Annotated in this window: 13 protein-coding genes; 4 read left to right on the forward strand and 9 right to left on the reverse strand. The window is 72.1% G+C overall.

The genetic code is table 11. From position 1 onward, the window contains the following. Positions 1-301: 301 nt before the first annotated feature. Positions 302-2,344, forward strand: coding sequence for a 4-hydroxy-3-methylbut-2-enyl diphosphate reductase (gene ispH, locus OHA86_RS11550; protein WP_329174720.1), 2,043 nt, complete (start codon positions 302-304; stop codon positions 2,342-2,344). A gap of 101 nt (positions 2,345-2,445) precedes the next feature. Next, positions 2,446-3,594 (forward strand): flavodoxin-dependent (E)-4-hydroxy-3-methylbut-2-enyl-diphosphate synthase, encoded by a 1,149-nt coding sequence (ispG, locus tag OHA86_RS11555; protein ID WP_329182366.1) that lies wholly within the window; start codon positions 2,446-2,448, stop codon positions 3,592-3,594. 75 nt (positions 3,595-3,669) lie between these two features. Here the strand turns inward: ispG and OHA86_RS11560 are convergent, their stop codons facing one another. The 5 genes from OHA86_RS11560 to OHA86_RS11580 form a co-directional block, all read right to left on the reverse strand. Further along, on the reverse strand, positions 3,670-4,812 hold the full coding sequence (locus OHA86_RS11560) for an inositol-3-phosphate synthase (protein ID WP_329174721.1): 1,143 nt from the start codon (positions 4,810-4,812) through the stop codon (positions 3,670-3,672). A 102-nt stretch (positions 4,813-4,914) separates the two neighbouring features. Further along, the gene (locus OHA86_RS11565) at positions 4,915-6,078 is read right to left on the reverse strand and encodes a ScyD/ScyE family protein (RefSeq protein ID WP_329174723.1); all 1,164 of its coding nucleotides are present in this window, start codon (positions 6,076-6,078) and stop codon (positions 4,915-4,917) included. Between the two features lie 198 nt (positions 6,079-6,276). Beyond that, complete coding sequence (locus OHA86_RS11570; RefSeq protein WP_329174725.1) at positions 6,277-7,809, reverse strand: MFS transporter; 1,533 nt, start codon at positions 7,807-7,809, stop codon at positions 6,277-6,279. 63 nt (positions 7,810-7,872) lie between these two features. After that, positions 7,873-9,648 carry an FAD-dependent monooxygenase gene (locus OHA86_RS11575; protein ID WP_329174728.1) on the reverse strand — a complete coding sequence of 592 codons (1,776 nt, stop codon included), beginning with the start codon at positions 9,646-9,648 and terminating at the stop codon, positions 7,873-7,875. 252 nt (positions 9,649-9,900) lie between these two features. Next, complete coding sequence (locus tag OHA86_RS11580; protein WP_329174730.1) at positions 9,901-11,058, reverse strand: AfsR/SARP family transcriptional regulator; 1,158 nt, start codon at positions 11,056-11,058, stop codon at positions 9,901-9,903. Positions 11,059-11,754: 696 nt separating this feature from the next. Here OHA86_RS11580 and dxs point away from each other — a divergent pair. Both dxs and OHA86_RS11590 read left to right on the forward strand, forming a co-directional pair. Then, on the forward strand, positions 11,755-13,668 hold the full coding sequence (gene dxs / locus OHA86_RS11585; protein WP_329174733.1) for a 1-deoxy-D-xylulose-5-phosphate synthase: 1,914 nt from the start codon (positions 11,755-11,757) through the stop codon (positions 13,666-13,668). A gap of 276 nt (positions 13,669-13,944) precedes the next feature. After that, a complete protein-coding gene (locus OHA86_RS11590; protein WP_329174734.1) occupies positions 13,945-14,862 on the forward strand; it encodes an aromatic prenyltransferase in 918 nt (305 codons plus the stop codon). A 79-nt stretch (positions 14,863-14,941) separates the two neighbouring features. On the opposite strand, the gene OHA86_RS11595 is transcribed toward OHA86_RS11590, so the two are convergent. From OHA86_RS11595 to OHA86_RS11610, 4 genes are all read right to left on the reverse strand, one after another. Beyond that, on the reverse strand, positions 14,942-15,910 hold the full coding sequence (locus tag OHA86_RS11595; RefSeq protein WP_329174737.1) for a sigma-70 family RNA polymerase sigma factor: 969 nt from the start codon (positions 15,908-15,910) through the stop codon (positions 14,942-14,944). Between the two features lie 118 nt (positions 15,911-16,028). Beyond that, positions 16,029-16,832 (reverse strand): ECF transporter S component, encoded by an 804-nt coding sequence (locus OHA86_RS11600; protein WP_329182367.1) that lies wholly within the window; start codon positions 16,830-16,832, stop codon positions 16,029-16,031. Positions 16,833-16,894: 62 nt separating this feature from the next. Continuing rightward, complete coding sequence (locus OHA86_RS11605; protein WP_329174739.1) at positions 16,895-18,628, reverse strand: ABC transporter ATP-binding protein; 1,734 nt, start codon at positions 18,626-18,628, stop codon at positions 16,895-16,897. Continuing rightward, entirely contained in the window at positions 18,625-19,833 is a 1,209-nt protein-coding gene (locus tag OHA86_RS11610) for a CbiQ family ECF transporter T component (protein ID WP_329174740.1), read from the reverse strand. The genes OHA86_RS11605 and OHA86_RS11610 overlap by 4 nt, the downstream gene beginning before the upstream one ends. Position 19,834: the final 1 nt, after the last annotated feature.

Here is a 19,834-nt window from a genome sequence, read left to right on the forward strand (position 1 = left end):
CAAGCCATATCGTTTCCCATTTAACTTGCGATCGGCTTGGTGTCGACTTGGCAGAGTCGGGAAAATGCGGAACCGATCTTGTCGGCGCAGGTCACAGGCGCGCAGCGCGGCTCAACGCGCCCGGCGGCGCGGCTTTCGGCGGGGCGGCGGCGCGGGCCGCCAAGTCGGCGCCAACTCGCGGAACAGTCACCGCCGGCTTCTGCGGGCACGACTTACCGGCCATCTCAATCGGCCGGAGTGACAATAATTTGCCCCACCGTCATCCTTGTGTTCGCCCCCGGCGTTCTCCACCCTTTCCCATATGGCTACCACATTGGAAAACACGCAGCAAGCGGGCGGCAAGAAGGTCATTCTGGCAGAACCGCGTGGCTTCTGCGCCGGTGTGCGCAGGGCCATTGAGATCGTGGAGCGCGCGCTGGAGATACACGGCGCGCCGGTGTACGTACGCAAGCAGATCGTGCACAACGAATACGTGGTGCGCCGGCTGGAGGAGCGCGGCGCCAGGTTCGTCGATTCGGAGACCGAGGTGCCGGACGGCGCGGTGTGCATCTTCTCCGCGCACGGCGTGTCCCCGCAGGTGCGCAGCAATGCCGCCGCGCGGCAGCTCGACGTCATCGACGCGACCTGCCCGCTGGTCGCCAAGGTCCACCAGGAGGCCATCAGGTTCGCCCGCGACGAGCGGACGCTGATCCTGGTCGGGCACGCGGACCACGAGGAGATCGAGGGCACCTACGGGGAGGCCCCGGAGCGTACCGTCATCGTGGAGAACGCGGAGGAGGCCAGGCGGCTCGACCTCCCGGCGGGGGCGGCGGTCAGCTACCTCACCCAGACCACGCTGTCGGTGGACGACACGATCGAGATCGTGTCGATCCTCCAGGAGCGCTTCCCCGGGCTGACCGGCCCCGGCACCGACGACGTCTGCTACGCCAGCCAGAACCGGCAGAACGGCGTGAAGGCGCTCGCCGAACTCAGCGACCTGGTGCTGGTCATCGGGTCGGCCAACTCCAGCAACACCGTGCGGATGGTGGAGGTCGCGCGGGACGCCGGCACCCGGTCCGAGCTGCTGCCCGACGTGGACCACCTGGACCCCCGGTGGCTGGCCGGCGTCGGCACGGTCGGCGTGACCTCCGGGGCGAGCGCGCCGGAGATCCTGGTCGACCAGGTCGTCGAGCGGCTCGCGTCGCTGGGGTACACCGACGTCGAGACCGAGGTGTCCGCCGTGGAGACCGTGGTGTTCAGGCCGCCGCTGGGCCTGGAGCCGCCGGCCCGCGGCGACGCGGCGGAGGCCGCCGCGGACGCCGCCGCCGCCGAGCTGCTCGCCCGGGTCACCGCGCGCATCGAGGACCTGCTCAATGCCGAGTGCTCGCGCTGGGGAGCGGTCGACGCCCGCGCGGCGGTGCCGGTCGAGGCGATCCTGGAGCTGGTCTCGGCGGGCGGCAAGCGGCTGCGCCCCACCTTCTGCATCAGCGGCTACCTGGCGGCCGGCGGTACGGTCGGCGGCCCGGACGCCGACAAGGCGGCCGAGGACGCGGTCGTCGCGGCGGCGGCGGGCCTTGAGCTGCTGCACGCCTCGGCCCTGCTGCACGACGACGTCCTGGACAACTCCCCGACCCGGCGCGGTGTCCCGACCGTGCACGCCAAGCAGGCCGCCCTGCACGCGGCACGCGGCTGGACCGGTGAGGCCCGCAGGTACGGCGAGGGCGTCGCGATCCTGGCCGGCGACCTGGCCTTCAGCTACGCCAACCGGCTCACCGGCGGGCTGCCGGGCCCGGCCATGGAGATCTGGTCGCACCTGGGCACCGAGATGCTGATCGGCCAGCAGCTCGACATCGCGCTGGCCGCCGAGGCGGTGCCCGACCCGGAGCTGGCCCGCTGGATCGCGGTGTGCAAGTCCGGCCGCTACACCATCCACCGGCCGCTGGAGCTCGGCGCGTCCATCGCCGGCCGGTCGGACCTGGAGGCGGCCTTCGAGGCGTACGGGGTCGCGGCCGGCGAGGCGTTCCAGCTGCGCGACGACCTGCTCGACGCGTTCGGCGACTCCGCGGCGACCGGCAAGCCGGCCGGCCTGGACGTCAGCGAGCACAAGGTGACGCTGCTGCTGTCGCTGGCCGCCGCCAGGGACGCCGAGGTGGCCCGGCTGATCACGGACGGCGAGGACGGCAGCTGGGACCCGGTCGCGCTCAGCGCCGCGCTGCTCGCCTCGGGGGTGCGCCAGGACGTCGAGCGGCAGATCGACCAGCTCGTCACGGCCGCGCGTGCCGCGCTGGCGTCGGCGCCGCTGGCCGAGGGCTGGCAGCGGCGGCTGGGCGCGATGGCGGCGCAGGTGGCCTACCGCGACCGCTGACGGCGCACCGAGACCGGGAGGCACCCGATGTGCCGGCCCCGCACGACCGCACGGCCCGCATGACCGAACGGAGAGGATTTTCACACATGGTGGATCTCGGCATGCCCAAGGTGCCACAGACCCTCGGCCCGCGCAGGGTGAGCCGGCAGCTGAGGCTGGGCCACGACGACAGAGCGGTGCTGGTGGGCGGCGGAGCGCCGGTGAGCGTGCAGTCGATGACCACGACGGTGACGGCGGACGTCAACGCCACGCTCCAGCAGATCGCGGAGCTGACGGCGTCCGGGTGCCAGATCGTACGGGTGGCGGTGCCGTCGGCCGACGACGCCGAGGCGCTGCCGGAGATCGCCCGCAAATCGCAGATACCGGTGATCGCCGACATCCACTTCCAGCCGCGGTACGTGTTCGCCGCCATCGACGCGGGGTGCGCGGCGGTGCGGGTCAACCCGGGCAACATCAAGCAGTTCGACGACCAGGTGGCGCAGATCGCCAAGGCCGCGGGCGACGCGCAGGTGCCGATCAGGATCGGGGTCAACGCCGGGTCGCTGGACAAGCGGCTGATGGCCAAGTACGGCAGCGCGACGCCGGACGCGCTGGTGGAGTCGGCGCTGTGGGAGTGCTCGCTGTTCGAGGAGCACGGCTTCCAGGACCTGAAGATCTCGGTCAAGCACCACGACCCGGTGGTGATGATCTCGGCGTACCGGAAGCTGGCGGCGGCGTGCGACTACCCGCTGCACCTGGGGGTGACCGAGGCCGGGCCGTTCTTCCAGGGGACGGTGAAGTCGTCGGTGGCCTTCGGGGTCCTGCTGGCCGAGGGGATCGGGGACACGATCCGGGTGTCGCTGTCGGCGCCGCCGGCCGAGGAGGCCAAGGTCGGGATCGCGATCCTGGAGTCCCTGGGGCTGCGCGAGCGACGGCTGGAGATCGTCTCGTGCCCCTCGTGCGGCCGGGCGCAGGTGGATGTGTACAAGCTCGCCGAGGAGGTCACCGCGGGTCTGGACGGGATGGAGGTGCCGCTGCGGGTCGCGGTGATGGGCTGCGTCGTCAACGGTCCCGGTGAGGCCCGCGAAGCGGACCTGGGCGTCGCCTCGGGCAACGGCAAGGGGCAGATCTTCGTCAAGGGCAAGGTCGTCGCGACGGTGCCCGAGTCCAAGATCGTCGAGACGCTGATCGACCATGCCATGCGGCTCGCCGAGGAGGCCGCGGAGGACGGCGACGCGCCGGCCGGCAAGCCGCAGGTCATCGTCCCCTGACGGGCCGGGCGCACCGAGACGGCAGCGCCGCCCCGCAGTGTGCGGGGCGGCGCTGCCGTCGGGTGCGGGTGCGCGCTAGCTGCCGCTGTCCAGCGCGGCGACGAAGGTACGCAGGTCCTCGAACTGGGCGTGCAGCGCGTGGTCCACGTCGCCCAGCGGGTCCTTGAAGAAGTACGCCAGCGACTCCAGCGGCCCGCTGCGGCCGGCCTCGTGCGCGGCCAGGGTGATCCGGGCCAGGTCCAGGACCAGCGGCGCCGCGAGCGCGGAGTCGCAGCCCTGCCAGGTGAACTGCAGGCACATCCCGGTGCCGAGGAAGCCGCCGAAGGTGATCAGGTCCCACGCCGTCTTGAAGTCGCCGATGTCGGCCACGTAGTCGATGCGGGTGTCGCCGTCGGGCGCGTAGCCGAGGGTCTCGTGCAGCACCCGCTGCTTGCTCTCGGTCTTGGCCGCGTTGGCCCCCGGGTCGACGAGGTTGGCGCCGTCGCCGCCGCCGAGCAGGTTGACGCCCGACCAGGAGCGGACCTGGAGGTTGCGCATCGCGAACATCGGGGCGAGCACCGACTTCAGCAGCGTCTCACCGGTCTTGCCGTCGTGGCCGGCGTAGGGCAGGCCGCGTTCGGCCGCGAGTTCGGCCAGCGCCGGCAGCCGGGCGCCGGTGGAGGGGGTGAAGTCCACGTACGGGCAGTCGGCGTTGAAGGCCGCGTAGGCGTACAGCGAACTGGCCGGCAGCACCTTGCCGTGCCCGGCCAGCGCGGTCCTCAGCGCGTCGAGGCCGTCGTGGGCGGGGTGCGGCGCCGTCGCGGGCTCGGTGGAGGCCACGTTGACCACCACGACCCGGTCGAGGCGGTGCCGGGTGCGGAATTCCGTCAGGTCGCGGGTGATCGCCTCGGCGGTGTCGGCCTGCGTGGCGCCGTCGGGGGCCTGCCGCAGGTCCGCGTCCACCGCGGCGAGGTCGGATTCCAGGGCCTGCACCAGCCGGGCGGGTACGACTCCGGCGGCGGCGAGCTGCTCGGCCTTCTTGGCCAGCGGCCCGGTCGTCACGTCGTGGCCGCCGAAGAAGAGGTCGCCGTAGCCGGGCAGCGCGGCGGCGTTCAGCGCGGGGTGAGCGGTCACGCAGCCCACCGGGTCGGTCAGCCCGGCGCGCAGCGCGAGCGCTCCGACCACGCTGGTGGCGGCGACGGATCCCCGGGCGCCGATGAGCCAGATGCCAGCACGCATGGTGGTGTTCTCCGATCACAGAACAGTGGACGGATCCTGCGGTGCCCGTCGCGGGCCGCGGCCGGTTCGGCCGCGGCCCGCGACGGAGGTGACCGGCCGAGATCAGCCGATCTTGACGATCTCACCGTCGTGCGCGGTGACGGTTCCCGAGGTCGTGCAGGCCGGTGCGTCGTCGCAGGCCGGCCACAGCATGGTCTTGTTGGCCACGTAGATGGAGCCGTCGGGGCCCGCCAGGAAGCCGGTGGGCGCGAACAGCTTGCCGGAGGCCAGGACCGTGCGCGAGTTGTCGTTGTGGTTGATCTGGACGACGTCACCGATCGGGTCACCGGTCGGCAGGAAGCCGGTGGTGTCGAACTCGGTCACGTAGAAGTCGCCGTTGGCGCCGAAGCCGCAGCCGCTGATGGCGCTGAAGCCGCTCTGCCACACCGTCAGCTTGCCGGTGCGGGGCGCGTACTTGAAGATCTTGGCCTCGGTGGACGAGCTGGGCTTGCCGGTGATCTCACCGACGTAGACCGATCCGTCGGGGCCCACCGCGACGCAGGACGGCACCGCGTCCGGGCCGGTCGAGGTGTCGGGGATGTACTTGAGCACGTGGACGTTGCCCCACACGTCGACCGAGTCCAGCGTGTTCGACGCCGCGTTCACGGTGTAGAAGCCGCCGCCCGGCTTGGGCGTCACCGCGTACGGGTTGGACTCGGGGAAGTCCTCGGGGTTGAGGTCCTTGTGGACCTTCGTCCACTCGTAGTCGACGTAGCCGACGTTCGCCACCGACTTCACCGAGTTGCCGGTGACCTTGAGCAGGCCTCCGTACTGCTTGGTGAGCGCGCTGCGCAGGTCCGCGGGGACCTCGGGCACGATCTGCTGCGCCGAGCCGGTCTCCAGGACGTAGAGGTGGCCGTTGGCGTAGGTCAGGCCGTTGGCGCCGACCACTTCTTCCTGGTTGAAGTTGGACGCGAGGCCGGTGACGACCCGTACCGGCGCACCGGACGAGACGTCCGCGACCGACCCGGTGAAGCCGAAGCACTTGGTCGGGAAGCCGGTGCCCACGCAGAAGTCGGGGGCGCCGCCCACCTCGGAGGCGTAGAGGTGGCCGCGCGGCCCCCACACCAGGCTGCGCGGCGAGTTCAGCCCGCTGGCCACCACGGTCACGGGTGCGTTACTGGTCAGATGGGCCGGATGGTGGCGGCTTTCCGCCTGGGCCTGCGCCGAGGGTCCGGCGCTTACGCCGACGAGCGCTGTCGCCGCCGCGACGCCGGCGAACAACATCCGACTCGTTTTGAGACGCCACATCTTGGCCTCAACTCCTCCGGGTTCGGGTGATCCGATTGCCTTGACGCCGGGTCGCACCGCAGACGACGGCCCCTCACGGCTGTGACAGGCCCGGTCCTCGCTGCTCCAGGCGCCTCAGCATTGATCACAAGTCTTGGCTGGGACTGTTCGGCCGCTTGGCGCCGACTTGGCGGATCAGGACCGTGCGGTCTCGGCCGGCGCGGCCGGCTTGGCGGCGGGCGCGTAGGCGGGCGCGGGCAGCGGGCCGCCGCGCAGGATCGCTCCGCACACGACCGCGCCGACCGCGAAGATGGCGGTGCACCACCAGAAGACGGTGGTGTAGCCGTGGATCGTCGCGAGGTGGATCTGCGCCGCCGTGGGCTTCGCGTGCACGTGGCTGCTCAGGTAGTCGGTGGTGGCGCTGGCGGCGATGGTGTTGAGCAGCGCGGTGCCGATCGCGCCGCCGAGCTGCTGCCCGGTGCTGATGGCCGCCGAGGCGATGCCCGCGTCGCGCGGTGTCACCCCGGAGGTGCCGGTACGCAGCGCCGCCGCGTAGATGAAGCCCATGCCGAGCCCGAACACCATGGTCGGCCCGAGCAGGGCCGTCGCGTAGCCCGAGTCGGGGCCGATCCTGGTCAGCCAGGCCAGGCCGGCCGCGTTGAGCAGCAGGCCGCCGGCGACCAGCGGGCGCGGGCCGGACTTCGGCATCACCACGATGTTGCCGACGTTGCTCGCCACGGCGGTGACGCCGACCATCGGCAGCAGGGCGACGCCCGAGGTGATCGCCGAGTACCCCAGGTCGGTCTGCATGTAGTAGATGAGGAACAGCAGGACGCCGAACATGCCGACGCCGACGATCAGCGCGGTGAGGTAGGCCCCGCCGCGGTTGCGGTCCAGCACGACCCGGGGCGGCAGCAGCGGGTCCGCGGCGCGCAGCTGCCACAGGGCGAAGGCCACCAGCAGCACCCCGCCGACCGCGAGTACGCCCCAGGTCGAGGTCGCGTGCCAGCTGTGCGAAGCCGCGTTGGAGAAGCCGTAGACCACGCAGAACATCCCGCCGGAGCCCAGCACCACACCGGGGATGTCCATCCGGGCGCCGGTCCTGGGCTGCCTGGCCAGCAGCGTCAGCGCGCCGGCCACCGCGAAGGCGGCGAAGAGCAGGTTGACGTACATGCACCAGCGCCAGGACAGGCCCGAGGTCAGCGCACCGCCGATGAGCAGGCCCAGGCCGCCGCCGCTGGCCGCGACCGCGCTGAAGGCGCCGAAGGCCTTGCCGCGCTCCTTGGGGTCGCTGAACGTCGTGGCCAGCAGGGACAGGGCGGTCGGCGCCAGCAGCGCGGCGAAGGCGCCCTGGCAGGCGCGGGCCGTCACCAGCATGCCGAAGCTGTTCGAGGCGCCGCCGACGGCAGAGGCGCCCGCGAAGCCGACCAGGCCGATGACGAAGGCCTCCTTGCGGCCGATCAGGTCGGCCAGCCGCCCGCAGAACAGCAGCAGGCTGCCGAAGGACAGCGCGTACGCGGTCACGACCCACTGCTTGTCCGCGTTCGAGAAGTGCAGCGCGTCCTGGGCCGACGGCAGCGCGAGGTTCATCACCGTCACATCGAGGGTGATCATGAGGTAGGCGGTGCAGATGACGATGAGGATCAGCCACCGCCGTGAATCGGCGGCCGGTGGCCCGGCCGCACCCGACCCCGGTCCCGCCGCGGGTGCCGCACTCCGTGTGGACATGATCGTCTCCTAGTCGCGTCGAACGGACGGCGAGGCTCCGCTGGGCGCCCAGGCCTTGCAGAACTACCGCCCGTCAGTGGCCTTGTGCTCCAGAATTCGGGAGATCGCCTCTCCCAGGACGTCCGCCGGGCTGTCGCCGGCGCCGGTGCTGCGCCATGCCACGTGGTTGTCGGGGCGCACCAGGATGGCGCCCTCGTCGGTGATCTCCCGTACGGCGGCCCACCCGCCGTCGGTGTCGGCGTAGTGCGCGCCGTCCCCGATGGCGGCGGTGACGATCGGGATCGAGAACTTCTCCGCGACCTGCGCCGCGGCCTCGCTCCAGGCGGTTCCCGCCGGGCCGGTCAGCAGCGCGAAGGAGGTCCCGGACCCGGTCAGGTCATGGGTGGACAGGCGGTGCCCGTCGCGTTCGATCCACGCGTGGGCCAGCAGGTGGCCCGGGCGGGTCGTGGGGTGGTGGACGTCGGCCATGGGGGCGCGCGGCGGCGGCTGGCTGCCGTCCGGGATGAGCGCGCCCTCCTCGTAGTTGAAGCCGATCTCCAGGTCGTGCGCCTGGCATTCGGCGCGGTGGGTGCCGAAGATCTCCGCCGCCCGCGCCCGTACGGCCTCGCCGACCGGTGACGGGTCGAAGTACGCGGCGAAGGCCGAGGGCCGGCGCTCCGGCGGGATGTGCGCGCCCAGGCCGACGGCGGCCTCGGTCATGAGCCGGTGGTGGAACCAGGTGGAAAGGCCCCAGTCCACGTTCCGCTTGCCCAGCGGCCGGCGCTCCGCCTCGTAGGTGTCGAGCAGGCTGTCGTCCGCGCGGCCGGAGACCACGGCGGCGAGCTTCCAGGCGAGGTTGTGCACGTCCTGGATGCCGCCGTTCAGGCCGAGCCCGGTGGTCGGCGGCTGGCGGTGGGCGGCGTCGCCGACGATCAGCACGCGCCCTTCCCGGTAGCGGTCGGCGAGTACGCCCTCGACGCTCCAGTACGACACCTTGTGCAGCGTCAGGTCCAGCTCCGGCAGGCCCAGGACCTCGCGGATCCTGGCGGAGATCGCGTGCGGGTCGTTGGGGTCGGCGCCGCCCGGGACGAAGTGCAGGCCCCACTCCTCGCAGTTCCTGCCCCAGCTCGGCCCCATCTCCAGCAGGGTGCTGGACAGGTCGGGGCGGTAGGGGTTGAGGAACCAGGTGATGATCGTGCCCTCGTGCCACCACGGCGACAGGTCGGCGGAGAAGTAGGCGGTGGTGACGTCGACCATCCGCGTCACGCCCTGCATCTCCACGCCGAGCGCGGGTCCGATCGTCCGGCCGCCGTCGGCCGCGATGACGTGCCGTGCGACGACGCTAGTGGTCTCGCCGGTCGCGAGGTCGCGGATCTCCGCGGTGACGCGGTCGCCGTCGTCGGAGAAGGAGACCAGGTCGTGGCCGAACCGGATCCGCCCGGGATTGCGCTGCTCGGCGTGGCTGCGCAGGATCGGCTCCAGCCGCAGCTGCGGGAGCTTGATGGGCAGGATGGGGCCGGCCTTCGCGTACGGCTCGGTCAGCGCGCCGCCGCCGAAGGCGTCCATCTCGTGGATGACCTTCGTGTCCAGCGGCCCGTCGCCGGTCAGCGTGGTCTGCCAGCGCACCTTGCCGAACTTCTCCAGCGGTGCCGCCCGCTCGGTCACGGCCTCCGCCAGGCCGTGCTGGCGGAAGATCTCCATGGTGCGCTGGTTGAGGTAGTGCGCCTTGGGCAGCTTCGACGTGTCCGTGTGCCGTTCCACCAGCAGGTGGTCGACGCCGTGGTCGGACAGGAAGACGGACGCGGACAGGCCGCACCCGCCGCCGCCCACAATCAGAACCGGAACCTCGATAGCCTCCATGTTCTGCCTTCCCTGAGGTGACGGCCCGAAAGTTGACGGGCGGAAGAACAACGTCCGCTGGCGCGTGCGCAGGGCACCCAGCATCGGCCGGAGGAATTGGCCGGGACTGGTCACCGGGTTGGTGCCGGCTTGGCGGCGTCCCGCACGCCCTGCCGGGCCGGGCCCCGGACGGCCGCCGGACGCGGCGAAGCTCCGCTGCGCGAGGGCGACATGACAGGTCGCCCTCGTGCGGCGGAGCTTCACTGCCGGCGGTCAGGCCGACTTGGCGACCGCCCTGGGATGGGGCCGCCAGTCCAGCGCGGGCGCGTGGTTCAGTATCTCGTTCTCCAGGTGCTGGAGCGCCGGTCTCGGGTCGATCCCCAGCTCGTCGGCCAGCCGCTTCTGGTTGGTGCGCAGCACCGCCAGCGCGTCGGCCTGCCGGCCGGCCCGGTAGAGCGCCAGGCTCAGCAGCTCACAGCCGTACTCACGCAACGGGTGGGCCCGGGTGAAGGCCTCCAGTTCCGCCACGGCCATCTCGTGGGCGCCCACCGCGAGCAGCGCCGCGCAGCGGCCCTCGACCACCGACAGCCGCAGCTCCTCCAGCCGGGCCACGTCGGGCCGCACATAGGTGGTGTCGGCCACCTCGGCGTAGGCCTGGCCCCGCCACAGGGCGAGTCCCGCCTCGAACTCCCGCACCGCCTGCTGCGGTTCGCCCCAGTCCAGCGCCTGCCATCCGGCGGTCGCGCGCTCGCTGAAGCGGTGGACGTCGACTTCGACGACACGGTTGTCCAGCAGATAGCCGCGGCCGTAGGTACGCAGAACAGTGGCGGGCGTCCGCGGCGCGCGATGCGGCTCCAGCACCCGTCGCAAATTGGCCACATAGGCCTGGAGCGAGGTGATCGCCGACGGCGGGGGATTTCCGGTCCACAGCTCTTCGACGATCATGTCGACGGCCACCGGCTGCCCCACCTTGCTGACCAGCAGCGCCAGCAATGCGCGCTGCTTGGGCGCTCCCGGATCGACCAGCCGGCCGCCCACGACCGCCTCGATCGGGCCAAGTGCCCGGAACTCCGCCATGGGTTGCGGGGTGTCCGGAATACGCGGCGGCTGTGCGGGCGTCCATCGCACCGTGCCGGGCGGCGCGGGAGCCGCCGCCGCGACGGCGTCGGCGTGGATTCTGTCGCCGATCGTACCGACCACCCGGGCGGCCGGCGGGGTTTTCGGATCAAGGTCGAGTTCTTTTGCGAAATACACTTTCAAAAACTCGTTGGTGCGGCGCAGCTCCCACACTTCACGTTCCAGCTCCGCGATGCGCCGCGCATCTCCATTGCCGGGTCCCGGCCGCTCCTCGCCATCGAGCCGCGACCTGGGGTCGCCGCTTAACTCAGCGCCGATGGCTGGCGTATCGACGTTGACTTTATGGTTCGCCATCCCGAACTCCCAACATCGCACCGCCTGATCCGGGCGCCTGGCCAGGACCGGGTTACGGCTTGGCAGGCTGGCGGGCGTCCCCGCCAGGCAGTATCCAGTCGCCGAACGCCCCGTGCAGCGTGCGCGAACGGCCTAAATGAGACGACTTTCAGAGCGCACTCACCCATAAAAAATGCAGCCCAGAGATCACGCAACCCTTCGGGGGATGCGCTGCTCGGCTGCTGTGCGGTCGGCGGAGAGCGCGTGCACCGCACGAAGACCCGGCGACCAGAAACACCTCATCTGGTCATGACACCCGTGGCCGGATTCCAGTCGTGCGGCAAAAATTGCATTTCGCGCCCCCGCTGCGATACGTTATTCTGCTCCGCCCGAGCCAGTGTAGCTGCGAACCGATAGCCAGTCAAGGGCCGCCAGGATTCCTGGCGGACCATATATCCAATAGCCGACTCAATGAATCTTTCACTTACCGTAAGCAGCCAGAGTGAATGCGTTGGAACCGGCGCAGTGTCCGCTTTCGCGGCGGATGGCCCCAGGGATCCCGTTTCCTCATGGAACGAGGACGTGCGTCCCGGCCGACCGCCGAACGGTCACCCAGGCTGCACCGTAACAAGAAACTGTCACCCGGTCGACCAGGGGCAATATGTTGCTCCTGGTGACGACTTGACTGAATTTCAGCGGTGCCAGGAGTGTTACGGCATGACACTCCTTGATTCACTCCGCGGCCCGCAGGATCTCAAGGGCCTGGGGCCGGAAGAGCTGACCGTCCTGGCCGCGGAGATCAGGGACCGCCTGATCTCGACGGTGTCGGCGAACAGCGGGCACCTCGGCCCGAACCTCGGGGTGGTGGAGCTGACCATCGCGCTGCACCGGGTGTTCGACTCCCCCCGCGATCCGCTGGTCTTCGACACCGGCCACCAGTCGTACGTCCACAAGCTGCTGACCGGCCGCCAGGCCGAGTTCGGCACGCTGCGGCAGCCGGGCGGCATGTCGGGCTACCCGAGCCGGGCCGAGTCGGCGCACGACCACGTGGAGAATTCGCACGCCTCGACGTCGATGTCGTACGCGGACGGGCTGGCGAAGGCCTTCCGGCTGCGCGGCGAGCTGGACAGGACCGCGGTGGCGGTCATCGGCGACGGCGCGCTGACCGGCGGGATGGCCTGGGAGGCGCTGAACAACATCGCGGCGGCCAAGGACAACCGGGTGGTGATCGTCGTCAACGACAACGGCCGCTCGTACGCGCCGACCCACGGCGCCCTCGCCGCGCACCTCGCCCATGTGCGCACCACGCGGCGCTACGAGAGCGTCCTGGACTCGGTCAAGACGACGCTGCCGCGCGCCCCGCTGGTCGGCACCCCGCTGTACGAGACGCTGCACGGCATCAAGAAGGGGATCAAGGACGTACTCCAGCCGCAGGTGATGTTCGAGGACCTGGGCCTGAAGTACGTCGGCCCGATCGACGGCCACGACGAGGCCGGGGTGGAGCGGGCGCTCGCGGACGCGCGGGGCTTCGGCGGGCCGGTCATCGTGCATGTGCTGACCCGCAAGGGATACGGCTACCCGCCCGCCGAGAACAACGACGAGGACCGCCTGCACCAGGTCGCGGCGGGCACCGACCCGCTGACCGGGACGACGGTGAAGGCGGCGGCCAGGACCTGGTCGCACGTCTTCGCGGACGAGATCCTGCGGATCGCGGGGCGGCGCCAGGACGTGGTGGCGATCACCGCCGCGATGCTGCACCCGACCGGGCTCGCGCCCTTCGCGGCGGCGTACCCGGACCGGGTCTTCGACGTCGGGATCGCCGAGCAGCACGCGGTGACCAGCGCCGCCGGGCTGGCCATGGGCGGTATGCACCCGGTGGTGGCGCTCTACTCGACCTTCCTGAACCGCGCGTTCGACCAGGTGCTGATGGATGTGGCGCTGCACCGGCTGCCGGTCACCTTCGTGCTGGACCGGGCCGGCGTGACCGGCCCGGACGGCGCGAGCCACAACGGCATGTGGGACGGCTCGCTCGGCCAGCTCGTACCCGGGCTGCGGATCGCCGCGCCGCGTGACGCGCTGCGGCTGGCCGAGCTGCTCGCCGAGGCGGTGGACGACTCCACCGGGCCGACCCTGCTGCGCTTCCCGAAGGCGCCGGCCGGCGACGAGGTCCCCGGCCTCGGCCGGCTCGGCGGCATGGACGTCGTGGCCCGCCCCGCCGAGGGGTTGGCGACGGATGTGCTGCTGGTCGGCGCCGGGGTGATGGCCGGCGTGTGCGCGGACGCCGCGGGCCGGCTGGCCGACCAGGGCATCGGCGCGCTCGCCGTCGACCCGCGCTGGGTCAAGCCGGTGGACCCGGCGCTGACCGCCGCGGCCCGCGACGCGCGGCTGGTGGTCACCGTCGAGGACAACGGCATCGCCGGCGGCTTCGGCGACGCGGTGGCCCGCACGCTGCGGCTGGCCGGCGTCGACACCCCGGTGATCCCCTTCGCCCTCCCCCAGGAGTTCCTGGACCACGACACCCGGCGCGACATCCTGGAGCGGGCCGGGCTCACCGGCCGGGACATCGCCCGGTCGGTCACCGAGGCGGTCTCGGGGCGCGGGAGCCAGGACGAGGTCGTCGGCTCACGCTGAACCCCGCGCCGGGCCGGCTCAGGACCGCGGCCCCGCTCCGCACCCGGCCCCGTACCGGGACCGCGCCCGGTCCCCCCCGACCCCGTACCGGCCTGGCGGTACCGCACGGCCGCCAAGCCGACGCCAACCGGACCCACAGTCCCGGCCAAGGCGCGTGACCAATGCTTGGCCGGATGGATCGTGTACGCAGCGCCACCTTCAGTGACGCCGCCGGGGCGCCGCCCATGATCCGAGTCCGTTCAGACAGCCCGTCAAGATCGACGCGTGGAGGATTCAATGTCCGGAGCCGCTGAAGTCGAGCGCGTGTATTCGGCCATGGAGGAAGCGGCCCAACTGCTGGATGTGGCCTGCTCACGTGACAAGATCCGGCCGATCCTGACCGCGTTCCAGGACACACTCGCCGACGGCGTGATCGTCTTCTCGATGGCGAGCGGACGGCACGCGACAGAGCTCGACTTCAGCATCTCGGTGCCGGCCGAGCACGGCGACCCGTACGCCGCCGCTCTGGCGAGCGGCCTCATCGAGGGCCAGGACCACCCGGTCGGCGATCTGCTCGCGGACACCCAGAAGGCCCTTCCGGTGTCCATGTTCGCCGTCGACGGCGAGGTCACCGGCGGCTTCAAGAAGACCTACGCCTTCTTCCCCACGGACAACATGCCGGGTGTCGCGCAGCTGATCGACATCCCGTCCATGCCGCCGAGCGTGGCCGAGAACGCCGAGCTGTTCGCCCGCTACGGCCTCGACAAAGTGCAGATGACCTCGATCGACTACAAGCGCCGCCAGGTGAACCTGTACTTCAGCAACCTCTCCTCCGCGTACCTCCAGCCCGGGCCCGTCCTGGAGCTGGTGCGCGAGCTGGGGCTGCACGTCCCGGGTGAGGCGGGGCTGGAGTTCGTCAAGCGGTCCTTCGCCCTCTACCCCACCCTCAGCTGGGACTCCGGGAAGATCGAGCGGCTGTGCTTCGCGGTGATCTCCACCGACCCGACGCTGGTGCCCGCCACCGACGAGGCGGACATCGCGCAGTTCTCGACGTACGCGAACAACGCCCCGTACGCGTACGCCGGCGAGAAGCGCACGCTCGTCTACGGCCTCACGCTCTCGCCGACCGAGGAGTACTACAAGCTCGGGGCGTACTACCAGATCAGCGACATCCAGCGGAAGCTGCTGAAGGCCTTCGACGCCCTCACCGACTGACGGCCGCAGCCGGGCGGCCGGCCGGCTCCTCGTCAGGGGCGGTCTCCAGGAGACCGCCCCTGACGCGTGTCCGGGCGGGTCAGCTCACGGTGATCCGGAGGCCCGCCAGTTCGGCCTGGACGTCGATGGCGGTGATCCTGCCGTCCTCGGTGGTGAAGCGGAACGCGGCCCGCGTCTCGCCGTCCTGCGACCAGATCAGGCCCGGGACCCCGTCGATGAGGGCCGGGACCGGGGACCAGACGCGGTTGACGAAGGCGCGGGTGACGGCGTCGGAGCCGCGCAGCTCGGCTTCTATGGACACATCGGCGTCGGAGCCCATCTTGATGGCGGCCTGGTCGGTGCGGACCACGATGTCCGGGTCGAGCATGGCGAGCAGCGCCTCGAACTGGCCCTCGCGGGAGGCCGCCAGGAAGGCGCGGACCAAGTCGGCCTTGCCCGCCTGGACGGCGTCGGCGCTGTCCTCCTGGGCGCCCTTGGACACGGCGCTTTTGGGAGCCGCCCCCTTGGGACCCGCGCCCTTGGCACCCGGCCCTTCGGCGCCGGCGTCGGAGCCGACCTGCTGGACCCGGCGGCGGGCGCGGCTGGCCAGTTGGCGGGCCGCGGCCGGGGAGCGGTCCACTATGGGCGCGATCTCCTCGAACGGGACCGCGAACATGTCGTGCAGGACGAACGCCAGTCTCTCCACGGGCGTGAGCGTGTCGAGGACGACGAGCAGGGCGAGGCCGACGGAATCGGCGAGCAGCGCCTCCTGCTCGGGGTCGGCTCTCGCGTCCGCCCGGTGCGTCCCGCCCGCCTCGTCCGCGTCCATGAGGTCCTCGCGGCGGGACTTGCGGGACTTGAGCATGTTCAGGGACACGCGGGCGACAATCGTCGTGAGCCAGCCGCTGAGATTCTCCACGGCGTCGGCGTCCGCGCGGCTCAGTCTGATCCAGGCTTCCTGAACGGCGTCGTCCGCCTCCGCGAGCGAGCCGAGCATCCGGTACGCCACCGCGCGCAGCCGGGGGCGGTCGGTTTCGAATCGTTTGGCCAGCAAGTCGTGTTCGTTCATCGCGTCACATTCTCTCACCGGTGCCTGCCGAATATGTGACTGACGAGAAGCCGGTGATGTGACAAGTCGGGGGCGCGTGGATCACCGGGGGCGCTCAGCGGGGCGCTCAGCAGGCCTGTCAGCGGGGCGCGGGCTCCGGCGGGGGCGGCGCGGGCGGCTGCTCAGGCGGCTTGAAGTCGACGGCCGCGGTGAAGTTGGCGCGGCGGGCCGCACGCCGGAAGGTCGTCAGGGCGGCCGGACCCGCCAGCAGGACGCACAGGAAGTTGGTGACGGCGCGTCCGGTGTCCCAGCCGAGCGAGGTCGCGACGTCGAAGGCCAGGTAGCGGTGCCACTGCTCGGTGAAGGGCAGCCCCGGCAGATAGGCGAGGGAGCTGCCGGGGTCGGCGGAGAAGGGCCAGAAGGACAGGTTGAGCAGGAAGCCGAAGAGATAGCCGGAGGCGGAACCGTATACCGCCAGGAGCAGGATCTCGGCCTTTCCGCGGGCGCGGGGCAGGAGTCCGGCGAGCAGGCCGACGAAGGCGCAGCCGAACATCTGGTACGGCATCCACGGCCCGACCCCGCCGGTGAGCAGCGCCGAGGCGAAGAGCGAGGTGCAGCCGAGGGTGAAGCCGAAGCCGGGGCCGAAGACCCGGCCGGCCAGGACGAGCACGAAGAAGACCGTCTCGACCCCGGCGGTGCCCGCGCCCAGCGGGCGCAGCGCGGCGTTGACGGCGGAGAGCACCCCGAGCATGGCCAGCGCCTTGGCGTCGATGCCGCCGTCGGCGATCTGGGCGAAGACGACGGCCAGGACGAGGACGAGCAGTACGCCGAAGATCAGCGGCGGGGCGTACGAGCTGCCGAAGCGGCCGGGGGCGACGACGAACGGCCAGAAGAAGGCGACCAGGCCGATGAAGGCCGCCAGCACGACGGTGACCTGGGCCATGGCGTGCACGCGGACCGCGGTGCCGGGCCTGCGGGCCGCGCGGACCTGCCCGCCCGCCGCGGTCATCGGCCGACTCCCGTTGTGGTGAGGGCGTCGGCGACCTGGGCGACGGTCAGGTACGGCAGTGGGGCGAGGATCTTGGCCGCCTGGGGCGCGAAGGCCGGTGAGGCGACGATGACGTCGGCGGTGGGGCCGTCGGCGACGATCTCGCCCTCGGCCATGACGACGACCCGGTCGGCGCTCGCGGCGACGAATTCCACGTCGTGCGTGGAGATCACCACGCTGCGGCCCTCGGCGGCCAGCGCGTCCACGATCCGGGTGAGCGCCCGCTTGGCCTGGTAGTCCAGGCCGCGGGTCGGCTCGTCCAGCAGCACGACGGTGGGCGCGGTGGTGAGCTGGATGGCCAGTACGAGGGAGAGCTTCTGGCCCTCCGACAGGTCGCGGGGGTGGGAGCCGTCGGCGATGCCGGGCGCCAGCCGGTCGAGGATGTCCCGCGCGGCGGACGCGGCCCCGGCGCCGGCCTCCCGGTCGGCCCGGTCGAGTTCGGCGCCGACCGTCTCCAGGTAGAGCAGGTCGGTGGGCGTCTGCGGCACCAGCCCGACCCGCCGCCGGTCCTCCCGGCGCCCGGCCGCCGCCCGGCCCCCGAACCAGCGCCGCGCACGGGCGGGGCCGGTCGGGGGCGCCCCTGCCGGTGCCGGTCCGGTCGCGGAGGCGGCCTCGGCGGAGGGCGGTGCCGGGTCCGTACCCGGCACCGCCGGCATCGTCACCGTGCCGCCCTGGCGGGGGCCCGCACCGTGCAGTGCCCACAGCAGGGACGACTTGCCCGAGCCGTTGCGGCCCATCAGGGCGGTGACCCGGCCCGCGCGCAGGTCGAGGTCGACCTCGCGGACGGCGATCACCTCGCCGTAGCGGACCACCACGCCCCGCGCGCTCAGCAGCGTGGCGCTGTCGCCCGTGGCGGGCCGGGCCGGCGGTACGGGCCGCGCGGCCAGTTCCCGGCGCAGGGACGCGGCGGCGCGGCGGGCGTCGCGTACCGACAGCGGCAGCGGGTCCCAGCCGGCGAGCCGGCCGAGGTCCACGACGGGCGGTGCGACCGAGGCGGTACGGAAGACGTCGGCGGGCGCCCCCGCGGTCACCGTGCCGTCGCCGGTCAGGTGGAGGACCCGGTCGGCGTACTGCACGACGCGCTCCAGGCGGTGTTCCGCGAGCAGCACGGTGATGCCGAGGTCGTGGACGAGCCGGGTGACCGCCGCCAGGACGTCCTCCGCGGCGGTCGGGTCGAGCGCGGAGGTGGGCTCGTCCAGGACCAGGACGCGCGGGTGGGCGGTGAGGACCGAGCCGATGGCGACGCGCTGCTGCTGGCCGCCGGACAGTTCGCTGAGCGCCCGGTGCCGCAGGTCGGCCAGGCCCAGCAGGTCGAGGGTCTCCTCCACGCGCTTGCGCATCACGTCGGCGGGGACGGCCAGCTGCTCCATCGCGTAGGCGAGTTCCTCCTCGACGGTGTCGGTGACGAAGCCGGCCAGCGGGTCCTGGCCCACCACGCCGACGACGTCGGCGAGTTCGCGCGGCGGGTGGTCGGCGGTGTCCCGGCCCGCCACGGTGACGCGGCCGGCCAGCGTGCCGCCGGTGAAGTGCGGGACGAGGCCGTTGACCGTACCGAGCAGGGTGGACTTGCCCGCGCCGGTACGGCCGACGACCAGGCACAGTTCGCCTTCCTCGACGGTCAGGTCCACCTCCCGCAGCACGGGCCGGTCGGCTCCGTCGTAGCGGACGCTGACCTGGTCGAATCGGATCACAGCAGGGCCTCGCTGGGAGAGTCGGCGCCCTTGGCCGGCCGCGGTCGCGCGGACGCGGCCGGGGCGCCGGGGACGCGGGAGGGGGGCGGCGCGGCGAAGGAGGCGACGCCTGCCAGCAGGATCGCGGCGGCGGGCAGCCACGGCAGCGACGGCCAGCGCAGCGGGTACAGGCCCGGGTTGAGGTCGTTCGCGCTGTAGCCGGCGGTGACGAACAGGACCACGGCCGAGGCGCAGCCGCACAGTGCGACGGTCCACTCCGGTGCCCGCCACGGGTCGGGCCGGTAGCTGGTGCGGCGCACCCGCCGGCCGCCGAGCGCGAGCCCGGCGCAGCACAGCAGGGATCCGCCCAGCATCGCGGGCAGCCCGAGCGAGCGCGGTGTGGTCCCGTCGAGCAGCCCGTAGACGCCGGTGCACAGGCCGAGCATGCCCACCAGCATCAGCGCGCCGGTGATTCGCCGGGAGGCCCGGGTCGCGGTGCCGGCCCGGCCGTAGCCGCGGGAGTCCATGGCCGCCGCGAGGTGCAGGGAGCGCTCCAGGGCGTCCTCCAGGACCGGGATGAGGATGCTGCGCAGGGCGCGCAGGCCCTTGGCCCGGTCGGCGCGGAGCCTGCGGGCGCGGTTCACCCGCTGGACGCTCTCCACGAGTTGGGGGGCGACGCTCATGGACACGGTGACGGCGACGCCGAGTTCGTACAGCGCGCCCGGCAGCACCCGCAGGGCCCGCTTGGGATTGGCCAGGGTGTTGGCGGCGCCGATGCAGCACAGCAGGCAGGCCAGCCGCAGCCCGTCGGTCGCCGCCGACAAGGTGGCCTCCAGCGAGACGGGGCCGCCGAGTTGGATGCCGGCGTACCAGTGCGGGGTGGGGATGTGGGGCAGCCGGAAGACGATGTGGTCCGCGGGGGTGATGCCGGTGGCGAAGACGCAGCGGAAGACCACCCGGACGGCGACGACGGTCAGCGCGAGCCACAGGTAGTACTTGAAGCCCTTGGCCCAGGGCGCGTCGGTGCGGCGCTCGGTGACGGTCCAGCCGAGGACGGCAAGGACCAGGCCGAGCAGCAGCGGGTTGGTGGTGCGGCTGACGGCGGTGGCCAGGCCGATGCCCCAGATCCACCAGGCGACCGGGTGCAGCGTACGCGGCAGCCGCCGCCCCGCGGCGGGGCGGGGCGGCGGCCGGCCGTCGTGGGCGGCGGGTGGGGCGGCGGGCACC

Source organism: Streptomyces sp. NBC_01477 (assembly GCF_036227245.1).
Classification (GTDB): domain Bacteria; phylum Actinomycetota; class Actinomycetes; order Streptomycetales; family Streptomycetaceae; genus Actinacidiphila.